Source organism: Kitasatospora sp. NBC_00240, assembly GCF_026342405.1.
Taxonomy (GTDB): Bacteria; Actinomycetota; Actinomycetes; order Streptomycetales; family Streptomycetaceae; genus Kitasatospora.
This window is the reverse complement of the sequence record NZ_JAPEMU010000001.1, coordinates 680392-700004: the sequence shown is the minus strand read 5'-3', so window position 1 is coordinate 700004 and position 19613 is coordinate 680392. Positions and strand designations below refer to the sequence as shown.

15 protein-coding genes and 2 pseudogenes are annotated in these 19613 nt (G+C 73.8%); 11 read left to right on the top strand and 6 right to left on the bottom strand.

Going from position 1 to position 19613, the window contains the following annotated elements; all coding sequences use genetic code 11:
- The first annotated feature begins 74 nt into the window (after positions 1-74).
- The gene (locus tag OG689_RS03035) at positions 75-1223 is read left to right on the top strand and encodes a UDP-N-acetylglucosamine--N-acetylmuramyl-(pentapeptide) pyrophosphoryl-undecaprenol N-acetylglucosamine transferase (RefSeq protein WP_266317232.1); all 1149 of its coding nucleotides are present in this window, start codon (positions 75-77) and stop codon (positions 1221-1223) included.
- Positions 1224-1342: 119 nt separating this feature from the next.
- Here the strand turns inward: OG689_RS03035 and OG689_RS03030 are convergent, their stop codons facing one another.
- Complete coding sequence (locus tag OG689_RS03030; RefSeq protein WP_266317230.1) at positions 1343-4048, bottom strand: SpoIIE family protein phosphatase/ATP-binding protein; 2706 nt, start codon at positions 4046-4048, stop codon at positions 1343-1345.
- Between the two features lie 585 nt (positions 4049-4633).
- Here OG689_RS03030 and OG689_RS03025 point away from each other — a divergent pair.
- The 3 genes and pseudogenes from OG689_RS03025 to OG689_RS44720 all read left to right on the top strand — a co-directional run bounded on the left by OG689_RS03025 (position 4634) and on the right by OG689_RS44720 (position 6672).
- The gene (locus OG689_RS03025) at positions 4634-5722 is read left to right on the top strand and encodes a pectinesterase family protein (RefSeq protein WP_266317229.1); all 1089 of its coding nucleotides are present in this window, start codon (positions 4634-4636) and stop codon (positions 5720-5722) included.
- 118 nt (positions 5723-5840) lie between these two features.
- Positions 5841-6020, top strand: a pseudogene (locus OG689_RS03020) (sigma factor); the annotation flags it as partial.
- Positions 6021-6063: 43 nt separating this feature from the next.
- Positions 6064-6672: a pectate lyase gene (locus tag OG689_RS44720; protein ID WP_323189246.1), complete on the top strand. Its 609-nt coding sequence runs from the start codon at positions 6064-6066 to the stop codon at positions 6670-6672.
- Here the strand turns inward: OG689_RS44720 and OG689_RS44715 are convergent.
- Positions 6651-6953, bottom strand: a pseudogene (locus OG689_RS44715) (sigma factor-like helix-turn-helix DNA-binding protein); the annotation flags it as partial. The gene OG689_RS44720 and the pseudogene OG689_RS44715 overlap by 22 nt on opposite strands.
- A 17-nt stretch (positions 6954-6970) precedes the next feature.
- Between OG689_RS44715 and OG689_RS03005 the strand changes: the two are divergent.
- Positions 6971-7447: a hypothetical protein gene (locus tag OG689_RS03005; protein ID WP_266317228.1), complete on the top strand. Its 477-nt coding sequence runs from the start codon at positions 6971-6973 to the stop codon at positions 7445-7447.
- 51 nt (positions 7448-7498) lie between these two features.
- Here the strand turns inward: OG689_RS03005 and OG689_RS03000 are convergent, their stop codons facing one another.
- Positions 7499-7870 (bottom strand): hypothetical protein, encoded by a 372-nt coding sequence (locus OG689_RS03000; RefSeq protein WP_266317227.1) that lies wholly within the window; start codon positions 7868-7870, stop codon positions 7499-7501.
- Between the two features lie 324 nt (positions 7871-8194).
- Between OG689_RS03000 and OG689_RS02995 the strand changes: the two genes are divergently transcribed.
- The 3 genes from OG689_RS02995 (at position 8195) to OG689_RS02985 (ending at position 13434) form a co-directional block, all read left to right on the top strand.
- Positions 8195-9163: an NmrA/HSCARG family protein gene (locus tag OG689_RS02995; RefSeq protein ID WP_266317225.1), complete on the top strand. Its 969-nt coding sequence runs from the start codon at positions 8195-8197 to the stop codon at positions 9161-9163.
- Between the two features lie 564 nt (positions 9164-9727).
- The gene (locus OG689_RS02990; protein ID WP_266317223.1) at positions 9728-11443 is read left to right on the top strand and encodes a GAF domain-containing protein; all 1716 of its coding nucleotides are present in this window, start codon (positions 9728-9730) and stop codon (positions 11441-11443) included.
- A 413-nt stretch (positions 11444-11856) separates the two neighbouring features.
- Positions 11857-13434, top strand: a complete 1578-nt coding sequence (locus OG689_RS02985) for a hypothetical protein (protein WP_266317222.1) — start codon at positions 11857-11859, stop codon at positions 13432-13434.
- Positions 13435-13512: 78 nt separating this feature from the next.
- Here OG689_RS02985 and OG689_RS02980 read toward each other — a convergent pair whose 3' ends face one another.
- Entirely contained in the window at positions 13513-13929 is a 417-nt protein-coding gene (locus OG689_RS02980; protein ID WP_266317220.1) for a pyridoxamine 5'-phosphate oxidase family protein, read from the bottom strand.
- A 109-nt stretch (positions 13930-14038) separates the two neighbouring features.
- On the bottom strand, positions 14039-14740 hold the full coding sequence (locus OG689_RS02975) for a response regulator transcription factor (RefSeq protein WP_266317218.1): 702 nt from the start codon (positions 14738-14740) through the stop codon (positions 14039-14041).
- A gap of 377 nt (positions 14741-15117) precedes the next feature.
- Here OG689_RS02975 and OG689_RS02970 point away from each other — a divergent pair, with 377 nt between their 5' ends.
- Positions 15118-15912: an HPF/RaiA family ribosome-associated protein gene (locus OG689_RS02970; protein ID WP_266317216.1), complete on the top strand. Its 795-nt coding sequence runs from the start codon at positions 15118-15120 to the stop codon at positions 15910-15912.
- 521 nt (positions 15913-16433) lie between these two features.
- Here the strand turns inward: OG689_RS02970 and OG689_RS02965 are convergent.
- The gene (locus tag OG689_RS02965; protein ID WP_266317214.1) at positions 16434-17306 is read right to left on the bottom strand and encodes a universal stress protein; all 873 of its coding nucleotides are present in this window, start codon (positions 17304-17306) and stop codon (positions 16434-16436) included.
- 359 nt (positions 17307-17665) lie between these two features.
- On the opposite strand from OG689_RS02965, the gene OG689_RS02960 reads away from it, so the two are divergent.
- Entirely contained in the window at positions 17666-18484 is an 819-nt protein-coding gene (locus OG689_RS02960) for a universal stress protein (protein WP_266317212.1), read from the top strand.
- A gap of 140 nt (positions 18485-18624) precedes the next feature.
- On the top strand, positions 18625-19485 hold the full coding sequence (locus OG689_RS02955; protein WP_266317210.1) for a universal stress protein: 861 nt from the start codon (positions 18625-18627) through the stop codon (positions 19483-19485).
- Positions 19486-19613 lie beyond the last annotated feature (128 nt).

Genomic DNA, 19613 nt, shown 5'->3' with positions numbered 1-19613 from the left:
GGATCCTCAGCCGGGTTGCACGACCCGATGGTCGATTGGAGACGAGCGTGGGACTCATGGGTCAGGGCGGACCGATGCGACTGGTAGTGACGGGCGGCGGCACTGGCGGTCACACCTACCCGGCGTTGACTGCGGTACGGACGTTGCAGGCGCGGCTGGCCGCCGAGGGACGCTCGGTGGAGGTGCTGTGGGTGGGTACCGCAGAGGGGTTGGAGGCCCGGGTCGCGCCCGCGGAGGGCATCAGGTTCGCGCCCGTCGCGACGGGCAAGGTCCGGCGTTCGTCGAACCCGCTGAAGATGATCTCCCCGGCGAACGTCCGGGACATGGGCCGGGTACCGCTGGGCGCGGTCCAGGCGCGTTCGCTGATTTCGGAGTTCGCACCGGACGTGGTGCTGGCGACGGGCGGGTACGTGGCGGTGCCGGTCGGGCTGGCGGCGCGCTCGTGCGGGGTGCCGCTGGTGGTGCACGAGCAGACGGTGCGGCTCGGCCTGGCGAACAAGGTCCTCGCCCGTGCCGCAACCCGAGTCGCAGTCTCCTCGGAGTCCACGCTGCCGCTGCTGCCGGAGTCCGCACGGCGCACCGCGGTGGTGACGGGCAATCCGGTGCGGCCGGCGGTGCTGACCGGGCAGGCTGAAAAGGCCGTGTCGGCGCTGGGCCTGTACGGGTTCGAACGCTCGCTGCCGACGGTGTACGTCACGGGTGGGGCGCAGGGCTCGGTACAGATCAACACCCTGGTGGCGAAGCTGCTGCCGTGGCTCCTGGAACACGCCAACGTCGTCCACCAGTGCGGTCCGGCGAACGAGGCAGGTCTGCGGGGGCAGGCCGAGGTGCTGGCGCCGCACCTGGCGGGCCGCTATCTGCTGACCGGCTACATGGGTGCGGAACTCCCGGACGTTCTGGCGCTGGCGGACGTGGTGGTCAGCCGCAGCGGCGCGGGCACGCTTGCGGAGCTTACGGCGCTCGGGAAGGCGGCGGTGTTCGTCCCGCTCGCGTCGTCGGCCGGCGACGAGCAGGCTCACAACGCCTCCCACCTCCAGCGGGCGGGTGCCGCCGTTGCGCTGCTCGGCGACGTCACGGCGGGCGGCCTGCGGGAGGCGCTGGCCCCGCTGCTGGCGGACCCGGTGCGGCGCGAGGCCATGGCGGCGCGCTCCCGGGAACACGGCCGCCCGGACGCGGCGGAGCGCCTGGTGGACGTGGTGCTCGCGGCGGCCTCGGGCCGCTGAACCGGAGCGGCCCCGGTCCCAGCCCTGTCGACGAAGCCGGGGCCGTGGCCGTATGCCGGGTTCATGCGGGCGGGGGAGACGCTACCGGAAGTGCCGCCGGGGGTTCGGGGCCCTCCTCTTCACACCCGGGCTTCGGCAGGGGCGGGGAGTGGCTGCTCCGCCCAGATGATCTTGCCCTGCGAGGTGTACCTGGTGCCCCAGCGCTCGGTGAGCTGGGCCACCAGGAAGAGCCCGCGGCCGCCCTCGTCCGTCGTCGCCGCGTACTTCAGGTGCGGGGAGGTGCTGCTGCCGTCGGTGACCTCGCAGATCAGGCTGCGGTCGCGCAGCAGCCTCACCCGCACCGGCGGGGAGCCGTAGCGGATGGCGTTGGTGACCAGTTCGCTGAGTACCAGTTCCGTGCCGAACGTCAGATCGGCCAGGCCCCACTCGTCCAGCGTCGCGCTGATCCACGCACGCACGTCGGCGACGGCGGCCGGATCGGACGGTACCTCGCGCTCGGCGATCCGGTCGGCGTCGAGCACCCGGGTCTTCGCGATCAGCAGGGCGACGTCGTCCTGCGGACGGTCGGGCAGCAGGGCGTCGAGGACGGCCCGGCAGTTCTCCTCGGGTTGCCGGTCGCGGTGGGAGAGCGCCTCGCGCAGCAGCTCCATGCCGACGTCGAAGTCGCGGGTGCGCTCCTCGATCAGTCCGTCCGTGTAGAGGACGATCTGGGTGCCTTCGGCCAGGTGCAGCTGTGCTGTCTCGAACGGCATGCCGCCCACTCCCAGCGGTGGGCCCACCGGGAGCTCCGGGAAGAAGACGCTGCCGTCGGGCCCGACCAGCGCGGGCGCGGGGTGTCCCGCCGTCGCGACGGTGCAGAGCTGGGAGACCGGGTCGTAGATCGCGTACAGGCACGTGGCCCCGGTGACGCCTGTCCCGGTACCGCCGTCGCTCTCCTCCTGGTCGATGCGGTTCACCAGCTCGTCCAGGTGACCGAGCAGCTCGTCCGGTGGAAGGTCGAGGGTGGAGAAGTTGTGCACGGCGGTGCGCAGGCGGCCCATGGTGGCCGCGGCGTGCAGGCCGTGACCGACGACGTCGCCCACGACGAGGGCGACCCGACTGCCGGGCAGCGGTATCACGTCGAACCAGTCGCCGCTGACTCCGGACTGTGCGGGCAGGTAGCGGTGCGCGACGTCGAGGGCACTCTGCTCCGGCAGGGCGCGCGGCAGCAGGCTGCGTTGCAGGGTCACGGCCATCGCGTGCTCGCGGGTGTAGCGGCGGGCGTTGTCGATGCTGACCGCGGCCCGTGCGACCAGTTCCTCGCCCAGCGAGCGGTCCCCGTCGTCGAAGGGCCCGGGTTTCCGCGACCGCCAGAAGTTGGCGACGCCCAGGATGATGCCGCGCGCCGTCACCGGAATGGTGAGGAGCGAGTGGACACCGTGGTCGACGATCCGCCGCGTCCATTCCGGGTCCTGGGCCTGCCAGCCGTGGGCGACCGACAGGTCGGGCACCACCTGCGACCGGCCGCTGCCGAAGCCCTGGGCCTGAGGGGTGGAAGGGACGAAGTCGATCAGCTTGCCGCGCGGGTAGAAGGGATGGTCCTCCTGGATCCCGTTGACGGCGACCCGGCGCAGGTCCAGCCGGGTGCCGGTCGGCTCGTCGCCATGCAGCACGGGGTCGGCGAGGTCGACGGTGACGAAGTCCGCGAAGCCGGGAACAGCGAGCCCTGCCAGCTCCTCGGCAGTGCGCACGACATCGAGCGACGTACCGATGCCGATCCCGGCCTCGTAGAGGAGGGCGAGGCGGTTGCCGGTCACCTCGGCCTTGCCGGCCAGCGCGAGGAGTTCCGTGGAGTCACGGATTGTCGCGACCGTTCCCATGGAACCGCCGTGCCGGTCGGTCGGCCGCTGGTTCACCACGAGCAACCGGCCGGTGGCCCGGTGCACCTCGTCCGTGGCCACCCGGCCCGAGAGCAGCAGCTCCTCGGTGTCGGGGTTGAGGCCCCCCAGCCCGCCCAGGTACCGGCCCTCCGCGTCGGCCGGGAGTCCGAGCAGCTCCCTCGCCTCGTCGTTCGCGAGGAGCAACCGCTTGTCCTCCCCGACGATGACCACGCCCTCCCGCACGGCGTGCAGGACGGCGTTGTGGTGCTCGTACATGCGGGTCATCTCGGCCGGGCCCAGTCCGCGGGTCTGGCGCTTGAGCCGCCTGGCGACCAGGGCGGTCCCGGTCGTGGCCACCGCGAGTGCGGCTGCGCCCGTGCCCAGAATGACGGGCAGCTGCCGGTTGCCGGCCGAGGCGACGTTCTTGACCTTGAGCCCGGCCGACACCAGCCCCACGACCGACCCGTCGGGGGCCTTGACGGGAACGACCGCCTGCACCTCGTGGCCGAGCGGGCCGTGCACGCTCTCGGTGTAGATCCGGCCGGCCAGCGAGGGGCCGATCGTTCCGACGAACTGCTTGCCGATCCGGTCGGGCAACGGGTGCGTGTACCGGATCCCGTGGGTGTCCATGACCACGATGAAGTCCACACCCGCCTGCTGGCGCGTCTCCTCCGTCAACGGCTGGAGCACCGCCGTCGGAGAGGGGGACTTCAGTGCTTCGCGCAGGCCGGGGGAGTGCGCGAACGTCTCCGCGACGGCCACCGAACGATTTCGGGCCTCCGCGTCGCTGGCGTGCCGCGACTCCAGGACCAGCGCCAGGATCGCCCCGAGGACGAGCAGCACCACGACCACGACCTGCAGCACGAAGACCTGGCCGGCAACGCTCCGAGGACTCTTCCCGAGAGGTTTCTTCGCCGCCAGCGACCGCTTCGATACGGTTCGGACTCGGTCGGGCTGTTCGACCATGTGTCATTGATAACACCGCGGCGAGGGCGACCACGAAGCGTAGGCGCGCTCGTTCGAGGGCGGCCCCGTCGGAATCGCGAGAGCGTGGGGCCGGCTCCGACGGGACGTGCGACCCGCAGGTGTCCGACGATCCACGAGCGCCCCGGGCTCGTCCCTGGCGGTCGCGCGCACCAGGGCGCCCGTCCTTTGGTACCGACGGTCGACGCCGGCCCGCGGCGAATTCGGGGGCGGCATCACGATCGGTTCCGGCACGGGCCCGCCCCTTACCCGGGCACGCCGCAGCGCCTCGGGGGCTGCGGCGACCGTCGGCCTGGCAGAGCACTCGGAGCTGCTGGGCACCACCCGGGCGGCGAGGCTCGCCGACGGTCTGGCCGCAGCCTGCGCCGAGGCGGCTGGCGACTGCGGGGCAGGCCAGGCCGGGCGCGGGTCGACCGGCACGTTCGTTGCTGCGCCGCGCGGTTTCGTGGGCACCGTGACGGGTGCGGCGGCACGGCACGGCGAAGACTGTCCTGGATCGGCGGCAACCTTCCTTCTCCCGGCGGCAACTGAAGGACGAACGGACCCTCGCCGCAAGGAGTGACCCCTATGCCCGCACACGCTCGTCGCCGCCCGGCCGGCCGCCGCCGGCTCGCCCTGTTCGGGGCGGCGGTGGTGGCCGCGGCCGGCCTGGGCGCCATGCCGCTGGTCGTGCACGCCGACGCCGCCGCCACGGTGTCCGCGCGCAGGATGCTCGCCGTGGCCGCCGACGGCTCGGCGGCGTACCGGACGGTGCAGTCGGCGGTGGACGCGTCCGCGCCCGGCGACACCGTCCTGGTCGCCAAGGGCACGTACCGCGAGGTGGTGAACGTCCCGGTGGCCAAGACGGGACTGACCGTCAAGGGCGCCACCGGTAACGCCGAGGACGTGGTCATCACGTACGACAACGCGGCCGGCACCCGCAGGCCCGACGGCTCCAGGTACGGTACCGAGGGCAGTGCGACCCTCACCGTCTCGGCGAACGACACCACGCTCACCGGCGTCACGGTGCAGAACACCTTCGAGCGATCGGCCCACCCGGAGATCACGGACACCCAGGGGGTGGCCCTCGCCGCTCGCGGGGACCGCCAGAGTTACGTCAACTCGCGCTTCATCGGCCACCAGGACACCGTGCTGAACTGGGCGCCCTCCGCGACCGGGCAGTACCGGCAGTACTTCCGCAACTCCTTCGTCGCCGGTGACGTCGACTTCGTCTTCGGCAACGCCACCGCCGTGTACGAGCACGTGAACATCACGCTCCGGGACCGCGGCGCGGCCGCCGGCGGGAACAACGGCTACCTGTCCGCGCCCAACACCGCCTCGGCGAAGCCGTACGGCATCCTCATCACCGACAGTGCGATCAACAGCCCGGCCAAGGCGGACACCTTCTACCTGGGGCGTCCCTGGCACACCGGGTCCGACGCGGTCGGCCAGTTGGTCATCCGCGACACCAGCCTGCCGGCCGCCGTCAAGAGCGCCGCACCGTGGACCGACATGGGCGGCTTCTCCTGGAAGTCCGCCCGCTTCGCCGAGTACGCCAACACCGGCCCCGGCGCCGGCACGGGTGCGAACCGGCCGCAGCTGACCGACGCCCAGGCCGCGAAGTACACGGCCCGTGCCTACCTGGCGGGCAGTGACGGCTGGAACCCGGCAGGCTGATGGGAGCCGCCGACCGGCCGTGGCGGGAGGCGGTCGCACGGCGGCCGGAGAGCGGGCTGCTAGGCTGCCACACCTGAATGTGAGCGCTAACAATGCACCGAGAGGCCTTACCGAGGGCATGGCCGCCGATGAGGCCTCCGCGGAGTTCCACGCATTCTTCGAACGCCACCATGCCGAGCTGGCCCGCCTCGCCCGTCTGCTGACCGGAGAGGCGGACGCCGCCGACGATCTCGCCGCGGACGCCATGGTCGCCCTGTGGCACCGCTGGGACAAGGTCCGCGACGCCGACCACCCGCTCGGCTACCGCGTCGCCCACCGGCGGCGGGAGCGGCACGATCCCCGTGTGGCCGACGCCGACGGTCGACGTTCCACTGACGGCCACTCAGCAGATCAGCGCGTTCTTCGACGGCGGGGGCCGACGCTTCGTCGGCAAGGGCGCGCTCGGCTCGGGTGGTCAGTCCGAGAGCCAGCCGGCCATGTTCGAACTCGCCGACGGCGCCGTGCTCCAGAACGTGGTGCTCGGTGACCCGGCCGCCGACGGTGTGCACTGCAACGGAAGCTGCACCCTGAAGAACGTCTGGTGGGAGAACGTCGGCGAGGACGCGGCCACCCTCAAGGGCAGCTCGGCCGCCCAGGTGATGACTGCCGCGGTGGATCGGGGGCATGGACTATGGCGGCCACCGCCATACTGCCCACCGCTACCGCGCCGGCGGTGGCCAGGGTCGCAAGAACGACCCGGGGCCAGGACAGAGCCCTGCCGCGCTCACGGTGACGCCCCCGGACGGCCGGCCCGGGGCCGGTCATGCCGCGCTCCACCCGGGCCAGCATGCGGGCCCGGTCGGGCCGATGGGCCTCGGCACTCGTGCGCAGCCGGTCGCGCAGTTCGTCGGTCACCGGCTCCTGCTCCCCATGAGACGGCCGGCGGCCCACGGGTGCCCAGCAGCCGTTGAAGTTCCGCCATGCCCTTGGAGGTCTGGCTCATCACCGTACCGACCGATATCCCGAGGACCTGGGCGGTCTCCTTCTCCGACAGGTCGAAGGCGTGCCGGAGCACCACGCAGGAGCGCTTGCGGAACGGCAGCCGGGCGAGTGCGGCCCGGACGTCCAGGACGGCCGCCACGTCCGGGTCTTCGGTGCGTTCCGGGTGGCGGGACCAGAAGAGCAGGACACGACGCTTCTCGCGGACCGCGCCGCGGATCCGTACGCGCGCCAGGTTGGCGACCGCGCCGCGGGGCCGTGACTGTGGCCGTGGCGCTCGACGTGGGCGCCGGCGTCACGGTCGGCTTGGCAGTGGCAGTGGCAGTGGCAGTGGCAGTGGCAGTGGCAGTGGCAGTGCTGGCTCCCGGCACGTCCAGGCACAGCCCACCGGCGGTGCTGGCCAGGGTGCATGTGCCCGGGGCGGGGGTCGGCGCGGCGGCGTTCGCGCTCGCCCAGATGCCTCCGGCCACGCCTGCCGCCGCCAGGGCCGCCGCGCTGCCCAGGGCCACGATCCTGGCACGCCTGGGGCGTATGGCTCGCTTGCTCACGTCTCACAGTTCCTTACGGGTGCGGGTGCTGACCACGTCGGGACGCCGCACCACCGCGGTGCTCCCGCTCGCCGGCCCCAAGGGCATCGCCGGCCAGGACGATCTGCAGGGCGCGGGCGTGACCCACCGCCTGGTTCCGGGCGGCGCACCGACCCGCCGCAGCGTCGCCGTCACGGTGGGCTCGACATCCTCCGGGTAGCCGGCGCGGGTGCGGGTGCGGAACCGGAGGAGCGCCGTGGTCGGTTCCCGCTCATGCCGGCCGCAGATGGACCACCGTCCTGACCTCCGCGCCCCGGACCTCGGTGTGCGGCTCACCCACGGCGGCGAAGACCCGGAGGGCCGCCACGACGTGCTCGACGCGCTCGCGCGGGCCGACGATCTCGGCGGTGATCTCGCCGAGCAGGTGGTGGTGCGCCCCGATCCGGCGCCCGGGGCCGTCCACGCGAAAGCCCCGGACCCAGGCGTGCGGGGGATCCGTCGAGGCGGTCGCATTCCCGGGGGCGAGGAAGACGTCGGTGTTCGGCTGGGGGACGAAGGCGCCGCCCAGGGCCCGGTGGACATCGAGCGCCGTCTCCTTCGTGCCGCCGTTCAGGTGGACCATCACGTACTCGTTGGAGGGCAAGACGACCCAATCTCTCCTGGCCCGCAGATCGGCCCGGATGCGCCGACTGTCCGGGAGGACGCACGAACTCGCAGCCGATACGGCCGCCCGGCACCTTCAGGATGGCTTGCGCCGGCCTCGGCGGCATCGCGGAGCGGCCGGCGGGGGTGGGTCGGCGCCCGTGCATGCTTGCAGGGCGAGGGCTACGAGGTCACGGGGTGAGAGGTGCCCGGCTCGAGCGATGCTGCACCTCGGCCCGGCCCCGCCCGGCTTGCCGGGAACCGCCGGATGGGGTGCGCTTGAGGTGCTGACCGGGACACGGAGCGTAGCGAGGAGACGGCGGCCATGGCCGAGAAGAAGATCATCACGGTGTTCGGTGCGACCGGCTCCCAGGGTGGAGGGCTGGCGCGGGCGATCCTGGCGGACCCGAGCGGCGAGTTCGCCGTCCGCGCGGTGACCCGCGATCCGGACGCGGACCGGGCGAAGGCCCTGGAGCGGCTGGGAGCGGAGGTGGTCCGGGCCGACATGGACGATCCTGACACGCTCGGCCCCGCCCTGGAGGGAGCGTACGGCGTGTACCTCGTCACCAACTTCTGGGAGCACATGTCCGCCGAGCGGGAGAAGGCCCAGGCCGCGGCCCTCGCCACGGCCACGGGGCACGCGGGTCTGCAGCACGCCGTCTGGTCCACCCTGGAGGACACCCGCGAGTGCATCCCGCTGGACGACGGCCGGATGCCCACCCTGCAGGGCTCCTACAAGGTGCCGCACTTCGACGGCAAGGCGGAGGCCGACCACTACTTCACCGATGCCGGCGCGCCGACGACCTTCCTGCGGACCACCTTCTACTGGGAGAACCTGCTCGGCGCCTTCGCGCCGCAGCGTGGGGAGGACGGCACCCTCCGGATCATCTTCCCGATGGGTACCCACCGGCTGTCGGGGATCGCCGTCGACGACATCGGCAAGACGGCCCTTGCCGTCTTCAAGCGCGGCACCGACCTCATCGGCGCGACCGTCAGCATCGCCGGCGAGCACCTGCGGCTCGCCGACATGGCCGAGGCCCTCACCGAGGCCGTCGGCGAGCCGGTGAAGTACCTTCCCCCGACCCCGGACGCCTTCCGCGCACTCGGCTTCCCCGGCGCGGACGAGGGCGGCAACATGTTCCAGTACTACGCCGACTGCGAGGAGCGGTTCACCGCCGCGCGGGACCTGGCGGCGGTGCGGGAGCTCAACCCGGAACTCCAGACCTTCGCCACCTGGCTGGCGGCCCACCGGGACGAGCTGCGCGCGGCCTGGAGCGGGACCCGCTCCAGCTGAGCCGCCCGCAGCCCCGGGCCCGTCCGGGACGGTCCCGGCGGGGCCGGCCGCCGCCGGCCAACCCGTCCGACCGGCGACGAGCATCGATCTCGGATATGTCCCCACCCATGAACAGCCCAACGAGCGAACCCAGCAACCGTCACGGTACGCACCGTTGCAGCACGGGGACGGCGGCTCGTGGCCGTTGCGCCGGATGCGCAGTTCGGTGGAGCCGGGGCTCCAGCCGGTCACGAGGATTGCCGCCGCGGGGCCTTTGATGATCAGCCGTCGGTCATCGCCGTGCCGGACGGCCAGGGTGGCGTCCGCGTCCTCCAGGACGATGCTGCCGGCGAGCCCGCACCCGACCGGCCGCCCGACGCGGCGCCACCACTCGGGCTCTCCATTTCCCGGTGGCCGCACGTCGGGTGCCCCAAGGCCCTCGCCGACCCGGTAGCAAGCGTCCGGCGGGCACGTGCCTGCGCCGGCAGCCGCAGGCAGATCCGAACGGATGATCCTGCGCCCCGGCGGGCCCGACCGACGCTCTGCGAGAATCGGTCCCGGGCATCAGGACCGGAGGAGGCCGCCGTGGGCGGGGAGGACGAAGTGACGCGCTCGCGGATTCCGCAGCTGCGGCTCGACGAACTGCTGGAGGAACTGCAGGCGCGGATCGACGCCGCCCGCGGGACCAGGGACCGGGTGCACAGCCTGCTGGAGGCGGTGCTGTCGGTCGGGCGTGAACTGGACCTCACGCAGGCGTTGCGACGGATCGTGGAGTCCGCCGCCGTCCTGGTGGACGCCCGCTACGCGGCGCTCGGGGTGATCGGTCCGGACGGTGAGTCGCTGTCGCAGTTCCTGACGGTCGGGCTGTCGGAGGAGGAGATCGCCCGGATCGGTCCCTACCCGACGGGCAAGGGCCTGCTGGGTGAGCTGATCAGCCACCCGAAGGCGCTCCGGCTGGAGGATCTGTCGCAGCATCAGTCGTCCTACGGGTTCCCGGCCAACCATCCGCCGATGCGTACCTTCCTCGGTGTGCCCGTACGGGTGCGGGAGGAGGTGTTCGGCAACCTGTACCTGACCGACAAGCGCGGCGGTGAGGAGTTCGACGCCGACGACGAGTCGGTGATCGCGACACTGGCGGTGGCGGCCGGGGTGGCGATCGACAACGCGCGGTTGTACGAGGAGGCGCAGCGCCAGCAGCGCTGGCTGCGTGCGAGCGGGGAGATCACCCGCGCCCTGCTGTCGGGGAGTTCGCGGGCCCAGGTGGTGGAGCTGATCGCGCAGCGGGCACGCGAGATCACCGGCGCGGAGCTGGCGGACGTGGTCGTGCCGGAAGCCGGTGACATGCTGCGCCTTGAGCTCGCCCTCGGTGGGGACGCCGCCGGCAGGGCGGGCCTGGTGGTGTCGCGGGAGGGCACGCTCTCCGGGGCGGCGTGCACCCAGGGCACGCCCGTGACCACGACGGATCTGGCCACCGACCCGCGCCTGACGGGCGATCCGCGACGGCGGGAGCGGCTGGGCCCGGCGGTGGCGGTGCCACTGGGGCGCAGCGCCGGGCACATCGATGCCGTGCTGCTGCTGGCCCGCGGGCCGGGGGAGGCCGTGTTCACCGACCGGGAGATCGGACCGCTGCTCGGGTTCGCGGACCAGGCCGCGCTGGGCCTGGAACTGGCCTCACGGCGCCGGGACGCCGAACAGCTGGCGATGTTGGAGGACCGGGACCGGATCGCCCGGGACCTCCACGACCTGGCGATCCAGCGGCTCTTCGCCACCGGGATGACGCTGCAGAGTGCCGCGCGGTTCATCGAGCACCCGGGGGCGTCGGACCGGGTGCTGCGGGCGGTGGGGGACCTGGACGAGACCATCAAGATCATCCGATCGACCATCTTCGGGCTGCGCGCCCGGGACGAGGCGTCGGGCAACGGTCTACGGGCCCGGGCGGTGAAGACGGTCGAGGCGGCGCAGGCGGCCCTGGGTTTCGCGCCCCGGCTGAGTATGGAAGGCCTGCTGGACACCGACGTTCCCACGGCGGTCGCGGACCACGTGGTGGCCGTCCTGGGCGAGGCGTTGAGCAACGCGGCCCGGCACGCCAGGGCCCGGCGGGTCGAGGTGGCGCTGCAGGCGACGGGGACGCAGGTCGTGCTGACGGTGCAGGACGACGGTGTGGGGATTCCGGCGCAGGGCCGGCGTAGCGGCCTGCGCAACCTCGCCGAGCGGGCCGAGGGCCTGGGCGGATCGCTGGAGCTGGCGAGCCCGCCCGGCGGCGGGGCGCGGCTGGTGTGGTCGGTCCCGCTGGGCACCTGAGGCCCGTGCTGTCCCAGGCTGTCGCCCCGTTCCTCGGCGACCCGACACCGCGGTCGCCGAGGAGGCGCTTGGTGCCGCCCTGGCGTTCGCCGAGCACCCGGGTCCGGCCGGGCACCGTGACGGCCTGGCCGGCCACGCCCTGGAGTGGGTGCACCTGAACACCCGGGTCAGGTTCCTGCCGGAGAAGGTCGCCAGGAACGACACCGAGCGCCTCGCCGGGGCCGCCGGTGTGCCGGGTGCCGCACGGTGCAGCGCTGCGACACACGAGGTCTCATGACCTCGCTACCTCGAAGTGATCGGATCGGGGTATCTAATGGTGATTTGTCATGAATTGTCCATCAGGTGTCCTGTCATGCTGGTGACTTGTCGCTCGGGGGCGGGGCGCTCTGTTGTGAGGAGAGGTGAACCCGCGGATGAGTGCTCGTGCTCGTGGACAGGGCGACCTGCCGTGGTACCGGATCAGCCGCCAGTGGCCCGTGGCCGTGTTCAACAGGGTCACGGACGGTGGGACGACCCCGGTTCCCGCCGTCGTCGCGTCCGATCCGGTTGACTCGGGTGGACAACGTGGGGAGCGCGGTGCGGGGCTGGCTTCGCTGGGGTGCGCGCTGCTGTCCGGCATGGCGCTGCTGGCGGCCACGGCCCCACCGGTGGCCGCCGCGCAGGTGGAGGCCGTGCCGGTGCAGGCGCAGCGGGCGGATCCGTCGCAGACCTTCGTCTTCACCGGCGCTCCGCAGACCTTGACGGTTCCGGCGGCGGCGGTGGTGACGATCACCGCGGACGGCGCGGGTGGCGCCGACAACACCGGCACCGCCTGTTCCGTCACGGGGGCCGGCGGGGCGGGGGCGCGGGTGGTGAGCACCCTGCCGCAGAGCGTCGCCCCGACGACCTTCACCGTCAATGTCGGCGGCACCGGCGGCAAAGGCTGCAACGGCACCGGGACGCCGGGTGCCGGCGGGTTCAACGGTGGTGCCCCGGGCGGGAGTTATCCGGCCAGTGGTTTCCAGTTCGAAGGTCCGGGCGGGGGCGGGGCCTCCAGCATCAGCACGGGCGGCTCCCTGCTGGTGGTCGCCGGGGGCGGCGGTGCCGCCGGCGGCACCGGGGCAGGTTCCACGGGGGGCAACGGAGGCAACGGCGGGACTACGCCGGATGCCACCGGCGGTACCGCAGGCACTGCCACCGGCCCCGGGGCTTCGCCGGGGCAGGGCGGGGGCGGCGGCAGCACCAGTACCAGTACGGGTGGTGCCGGCGGGGCCGCAGGCACCGTTCCCTTCTGTGCGGTCACCAACGCCGGGTCGGGGAGCGGGTTCTCCGGTGCCACCGTCGGTACCGGTGGCACCGGGGGCAGCTTCGACGGCGGCTGCGCAGCCACTGCCGTCAGTGCCGGTGGTGGCGGCGGGGGCGGGTACTTCGCCGGTGGGGGTGGCGGCAGCGGCGCCGTCAACAACACGGGCACCGCGGCGGGTGGGGGCGGAGGTGGTGGGGGCAGCAGCTTCGCCACCCCCACGGGTACCGGCACGAGCTATGCGCCTTCGACACTCGGGACGGCGAACCACGACGGCCAGGTGACCATCTCCTACACGCTCCCGTCCCTGACCATCACCAAGACCCACACCGGTGACTTCACGCCGGGTCGGGACGGCACCTACACCATCACCGTGGGCAACGCCGTCGGGGCAGCCCCGACCGACGGCACCACGGCCACCGTGTACGACACCCTGCCCGCCGGGCTCAGCGCCGGCAGCATCAGTGGCACGGGATGGACCTGCACCCTGAACATCCTCACCTGCACCCGTAGCGACATCCTCCCCGCCGGGAGCAACTACCCTCCCATCACCCTGAAGGTCGACGTTTCCTGCTGGGCCCACGCCGAGGTGACCAACCGCGCCACCGCTCTCGGAGGGGGCGACACCACCAGCCACACCGCCACCGACCCCACCCAGATCAAGCGCCACGAGCACGACGAGCGCTGCGAGCGCCACGACCACTGGTAGCCGGGCCGTCCTGTGCCGACGGCGGGGCACGTCCATGAGGACGTGCCCCGCCGATCACCCGACCGGGTCGACGACCCGTTACGGCCGGCCGGCGCCGACGTCCGGCAGGACGCGCCCCGTCACCAGTTCGGCGCGGATCCGGATGGACACCTGGCCGGGGCGGCGCAGGGGGATGGGTTCGTGCGGCGGCTGCGCCTCGGTGACGTCCGCCCGGCCGAGCACGGTGACGCTCCAGCCGCTGCCGTCCGACTCGCTGACCTCGCCCGCCTCGAAGGCCACCAGCGCGCCGGACACGGCCCTGACCAGTTCGGACCCGGGGGCGGCGGAGATCAGCACACTGCCGTCGGCGTCCAGGCGGTAGCGGGTGGGCAGGACGGCCGGCAGGGCTCCGACCGTGTAGACGACACGGCCCACCCGGGTCGCGGCCAGGAGTCGCAGGCACTGCCGCTCGTCGAGCGGTGAGGTGTCGGCCGAGGGGATCTGATCGGGCTTCATGGCATCGATGGTCGCCTCGGAACGGCTCGCTGGTGAGGGGCCGATGGTCCCCCGTGGGCCGCCGGGAGGCCCGGGGGACGAATCGGTCGTGCTCACCGGTCCGGCCCGCTCATCGTGCGTGGTGCCCGGTCGCGTGGTCGCGGGCTGCCGTGGCCTGGGTGGCGATGACGGCGGCCTGTACGCGCCGCTCGACCCCGAGCTTGGCCAGCAGTCGCGAGATGTGGTTCTTGACGGTCTTTTCGGCGAGATAGAGCCGCTGGCCGATCTGCCGGTTCGTCAGGCCTTCGCCGACCAGGGCGAGGATCTCCCGTTCCCGGTCGGTGAGATCCGGGAACGCCGAGGGGGCCTGCGGCCCGGTGTCGCCGCGTAGCCGCGCCATCAGACGGGTGGTCGCACCGGGGTCCAGCATGGACTGCCCGGAGGCGACCGTGCGGACGGCGGAGACCAGGTCGGTGCCGCTGATCTGCTTGAGCACGTAGCCGGCGGCGCCTGCCATGATCGAGTCGAGCAGAGCCTCCTCGTCGTCGAAGGAGGTGAGCATCAGACAGGCGAGGCCGGGCATCCGCGAGCGCAGTTCCCGGCAGACCGTCACGCCGTCGCCGTCCGGCAGCCGCATGTCCAGCACGGCCACGTCCGGACGCAGCGCGGGAACGCGGGCGATCGCCTGCTCGGCGGTCGCAGCCTCGCCGACCACGGTGAGGTCCGGCTCGGTGTCCAGGAGGTCGTGCACGCCGCGGCGGACGACCTCGTGATCGTCGAGGAGGAACACCCTCACCGGGGCGCCCGCGTTGCCCGCCGCACTGTCCGCCATCACATCTCCGCACTCGTGGGCCCGCCGGCACGACGGGGGAGGAAACCTGGGGAGATTCTGGCGCAGCCGCAGCGGCGTCGGTAGGGCCGGACGGCCCTATAGCCGGCCGGCCGGCGGGGCTGGGGCCGGGCGCCCCTGCACCCGCTGACGGGGCGTCGGCGGACCGGGGCGGGGCCACGCCCGCCGGTGGTTCGGTCGCGCCGGCGGCCTCGCCGCCATCGGCAAGGCCGCCGGGCGCGCGGCGCCCGGCCCCGGCAGCGTTCCGTCGGCCCGGGCGACGGGACTACGGGCCACAGGGCCCGGACGCGGGGACGTTCGGCCCTCGGCGCACCCACCGGTCGCGCGGCAGTCTGAACCTACGAAGGAAGGAATCTCTGATGATCCGTCTGCAGACCAAGCCCGTCGACATCCGGCTGGAGACCAGGGGGGAGGTGTCGCTGGGCGCGCCTGACTACGCGAAGGCCAAGGTACTGGCCGTGGTCGAGCGGCTCGACGAGCCCGTCCTCGCGGCCCGGGTGAAGCTCACCCAGGAGGCCAACCACGCGATCCTCAAGCCGGCCCTGGCCCAGGTCGTGATCGATCTCGACGGCCGTCCGGTCCGGGCCCACGTCGCGGCCGCGACCATGCGCGAGGCCGTCGACCTGGTGCAGGAACGTCTCGTCGCCAGGCTGGCCAGGATCCGGCAGCACGCGGACCCCCGCCGCCGGCCCGCGGTTCCGCCGGCCGGGCCGGGGGCCCGGGACGGCGCCGAGCGCCGCGGGCACCGCCCGCACCACCGCGTCCGCGCGCCGGAGGACCGGCGGATCGTCCGGCACAAGACCTACAGTCTGTCCCGGCAGGCAGTCTGGGCCGCGGTGCTGGAGATGGAGGCGATGGACTACGACTTCCACCTGTTCACCGAGGCCGGGGCCGGACGTGACAGCGTGGTCTACCGGGACGAGGGCACTGGCGGCCTCCGCCTCGCCAGCGCCGGACCGGCGGAACCCCGGCCCGAGCGGGGGCTGAGCGTGAGTACGGCCAGGGTCCCGGAGCTTGCGGTGGCCGAGGCCGTCGCGCGCATCGACCTCACCGGCCTGTCGTTCCTCTTCTTCACCGACGTCGCCACTGGCCGTGGCAACGTCCTGTACCACCGCCACGACGGGCACTACGGGCTGATCACCCCGGCGAGGTAGCGGCCACCGGACCGGCCGGGCGGCTGTGGGGGTACGCCCGGCCAGGGGCGCGGGACCGGAGACGGGTGGGGCCGTCTGCGGTCCCGCGCCCATTGCGCGTGCCCTGACGGAGGCGCGAACCGGACACCCGCACGCCCGGTGGCCTCTCCGCTGCGGCCGGCCCCTCGACGCGGTGCCCGACGACCCTGCGCGCAGCGGGTGTTCCCGGGGCGCCATGGAGCTGAAGCGGGCGCCGCCGAGGGCCGTGGCCGCCCGGACACCGAGGATGGCACCGGCTCGAAGCGAAGCAGCCGACAGGGCGCTTCGCCGCAGGAACGCCGTAGCGCGGGAGCGCAGGAACGCAAGAGCGCAGGAGCGCAGAAGGCGGTGGGTCCCGGGGCTCAACCGGGACCCACCGCCTTCCTGTACGGCGCCGCGCCCGTTGCGGCCGCCGGCGCGCGGGACGCGTGGCGGCGGCCGCAACGGGCGGTCGCGCCACCGCGCCGGGTGGACCCGGTGCGGTGCGCCCGACCCGCCTTTGCTCAGTCGTGCGGGACGACGGCGACCGGTGCCTGTGCGTGGTGGAGGACGGCGTGGGCGACCGGCCCGATCCGCATCCCCGCGTGGTGCGGGCGGCGCCGCCGGCCGACCACCACGAGGGCGGCGTCGGCGGACAGGTCCACCAGGGCCGAGGAGCCGGTGCCGATGCGGCAGTCCTCGACCAGGACGACGTCCGGGTACTTCTCCCGCCAGCCGGTCAACGCCTCCGCGAGCAACTCCGCCTCGATCGCGCGGAACTGGTCCGCCTCGGCCTGCGGGGGCACCCACCCGGCGTACCCCCAGACGGCCGGCGGCGCCCAGCCGTGGACGGCACGCAGCACGGCCCCGAGCCGGGCGGCCTGGTGGAAGGCGAAGTCGACGACGTCGGGGGAGGGGGAGCGGGAGTCGACGCCGAGGACGACCTCCCGTGCGTCCGGATCGCCGGGGCGTTCGTCCTCGAAGGCGCGGACCAGCACGGTCGGCACCTCGCAGCGGGCGGCGAGGGCGAGGCCGGCCGAGCCGACCAACAGCCCCGCGAATCCCCCGAGGCCCCGCGAGCCGAGGACCAGCATCTCGGCTGCGGTGGCGGCCTCGGCCAGCTCGTCGACCGGGTCGCCGCCGCCGATCAGCTCGGTGTGCACCTCCAACTCCGGGTGGGAGCGCCGGACCTCCGTCTGCGCGTCGGAGAGCATCCGCAACGTGAGGGCGCGCACGTCCGTCGGACGGGACGGGTCCGCGTGGATGTCGTCGAGCCAGGTCCGCGCGTGGACCAGCCGCAGGGGGATCCCCCGGCGGAAGGCCTCGCCGGCTGCCCATCGGGCTGCTGCGGTGCTCTGCGGTGAGCCGTCGACGCCGGCAAGCAGGTACTGGGTCATGGGAACTGGTCTCCTGCGCTGTGGTGGGGCTGGGGTGGAAGGGCGGTGGTGGTGAGATCCGGGGCCCGCGCCGTGCGGCGCACCTGCACCGGTCGGTGTGCCCCGCCAGCTTCCGCCGGCCGGGGCAGCGGCGGGCAGGGGCCGGCCGGCCTCCGGCTCAGGGCCGTAGGTCCCGGGCTCCGCCCGCGCGTTGGGCCCGGCCGGCCCTGTCACGACTCGGGTGGGAGCGTGACGCTGGAGCGGGCTCCAGGCGCCGACGTCGCGCCCGGGCGGCAGGCACGGCGCCGGCCCGCCCGAGGCCACCGGCCGCACCCGGGGAGCTCGACCCGGATCGATCCGACCACAAGGAGCTGAGCACCATGGACCTGCCCGTAGCCGTCGGGGTGGACACCTCCACGGCAAGCCTGGCGGCGGCCGACTGGGCCGCGGCCGAGGCGGCCGTCCGCGATCGCCCGCTGCGTGTTCTGCACGCGCTGCCCCTGATGCCGCACCTGCTGCCGGGTGGAGCGCGCCGGTCGCAGCTGGGCGGCAGCCGTCTGCTCCACGAGGTCCAACACGTCCTCGCGGTGCGGCACCCGCAGGTGCGCGCGCACACCGAAGAGGTCCACGACGTGGCCACCGCAGCCCTGGTGGCTGCCGCGGAGGCCGCCGAACTCCTGGTCCTGGCGGCACGCGGGGACGGCGGCTTCCCCGGGCTCCGGGTCGGATCCACCGCCCTCCACGTGGTCGCGAGGGCCTCCTGCCCGGCGGTGCTGCTGCCGACGGAGGCGGCGGACGCGGGCCTGCGCGATCACCTCGCCGTCGCCGTCGACGCCCGCCGTCCGCACGGCCCGGCGCTCGACTTCGCCTTCGAGGCCGCGCGCAGACACGGTTTGCCGCTCCGGGTCCTGCACGTCTTTCCGGCGGCGGGGCCGGCCGGACCCGCCACCGCACGCGAGGCCGAGGCCGCGCTGCTCGCCTCCGCCCTCGTCCCGTGGAAGGTTGCCCATCCGGATGTCGAGGTCGCCTGGGACGCCGAGCCCGGCGGCGTGGGGCTGGTGCTGGTCGAGGCCTCGGCCAAGGCCCGGTTGCTGATCCTCGGGCGACGGCCCGGCGCCACGGACGGGCGCCTGGGCCCCGTCGCCCATGCCGTCCTGCACCACGCGGCCTGCCCGGTCGCGGTGGTGCCGGGCGTCTGAGCCCGGACACCGGGACCTTCGGGCCTGCGGCGGGGCCGGCCGGCACCTGGGCCGGGCCGGGGACGCGGCAGGAGAGTGCCGAATGGACAACGGCCGCGCGAATCCGCGCCCGGCCGGTCGAGGCGAGGGAGGACACGGCCATGAAGCACGCCGTAGTGGTGGGGATCGACGGATCGGCGCAGAGTGCGGCGGCCGCCGACTGGGCGGCCGAGGAGGCTCGTCGAACCGGACGAAGCCTGCGCATGGTCCACGTGGTGCGCGCGGAGGGCGGCGACCTCGCCCGGGCCTGGCGGCCGGCGGACAGGCTGCCCCGGTCCGTGGCCGAGATCCGCGACCGGATCTCGGCGTTGCTGCCCGAACTGCGGACCACCTGCGAGCAGGTCCCCGGGACCCCTTCGTACGCGCTGGCCGCCGCGGGGGAGCGGGACGGCCTGCTCGTCCTCGGCTCCCGAGGGCTCGGGGGCGTCGCAGGCCTGCTGGTCGGCTCCGTCGGACTTCGGACGGCGGCCCACGCCAGGTGCCCCGTCGTCCTGGTCCGGGACGGCGCCGGCGGAACGGCCGGAGAGGGGAGCGAAGTCCTGGTGGGAGTGCAGGGCGACCGGCCCTGCGACGCGGTGCTTGCGTTCGCCTTCGACCAGGCGGCTCGTCGCGGGGCCGTCCTGCGCGCGGTGGAGGCCCGGACGACCCCCGCCGGCCCGTACCGGACTCAGGCTCCGCTGGACCAGCAGGCGATCACGCGTTCGCTGACGGCGGATCGGCTGGTGCACCTCCAGGACGCTCTGAGCCGCTGGCGGGAGAGGTTCCCCGACGTCCTCACGCGGGCCGAAGTGGTGGACGACGGCGCGGCCGAGGCGCTGCTGGAAGCCTCGCACAGTGCGGCCCTGGTCGTGCTGGGACGGCGGGCGCCCGGGCACCCCGTGGCCGCACCCCGCCTGGGACCGGTGACCCATGTCGTCCTCCACCGCGCCCACGTCCCGGTCGCCGTCGTACCGCACGACTGAGGCCGGCCGCCGGTGGCCGCGGCCGGGCGACGGCGCGGCCGGGGCGGACCAGGCCGGCCTGGTGCCGGCCGGGACACGGCCACGGTGCGCGGCCGGGCCGGCGGGACCAACCGCCCGGCGGACAAGGG

What these genes read in the sequence shown, in the direction of transcription:
- OG689_RS03030 (WP_266317230.1), bottom strand. Translation starts at nt 4,048, where the DNA reads ATGGTCGAACAGCCCGACCGAGTCCGAACCGTATCGAAGCGGTCGCTG.
- OG689_RS02965 (WP_266317214.1), bottom strand. Translation starts at nt 17,306, where the DNA reads ATGACCCAGTACCTGCTTGCCGGCGTCGACGGCTCACCGCAGAGCACC.
- OG689_RS03025 (WP_266317229.1), top strand. Translation starts at nt 4,634, where the DNA reads ATGCCCGCACACGCTCGTCGCCGCCCGGCCGGCCGCCGCCGGCTCGCC.
- OG689_RS02975 (WP_266317218.1), bottom strand. Translation starts at nt 14,740, where the DNA reads ATGGCGGACAGTGCGGCGGGCAACGCGGGCGCCCCGGTGAGGGTGTTC.
- OG689_RS03035 (WP_266317232.1), top strand. Translation starts at nt 75, where the DNA reads ATGCGACTGGTAGTGACGGGCGGCGGCACTGGCGGTCACACCTACCCG.
- OG689_RS02960 (WP_266317212.1), top strand. Translation starts at nt 17,666, where the DNA reads ATGGACCTGCCCGTAGCCGTCGGGGTGGACACCTCCACGGCAAGCCTG.
- OG689_RS02980 (WP_266317220.1), bottom strand. Translation starts at nt 13,929, where the DNA reads ATGAAGCCCGATCAGATCCCCTCGGCCGACACCTCACCGCTCGACGAG.
- OG689_RS02955 (WP_266317210.1), top strand. Translation starts at nt 18,625, where the DNA reads ATGAAGCACGCCGTAGTGGTGGGGATCGACGGATCGGCGCAGAGTGCG.
- OG689_RS02970 (WP_266317216.1), top strand. Translation starts at nt 15,118, where the DNA reads ATGATCCGTCTGCAGACCAAGCCCGTCGACATCCGGCTGGAGACCAGG.
- OG689_RS02985 (WP_266317222.1), top strand. Translation starts at nt 11,857, where the DNA reads ATGAGTGCTCGTGCTCGTGGACAGGGCGACCTGCCGTGGTACCGGATC.
- OG689_RS02995 (WP_266317225.1), top strand. Translation starts at nt 8,195, where the DNA reads ATGGCCGAGAAGAAGATCATCACGGTGTTCGGTGCGACCGGCTCCCAG.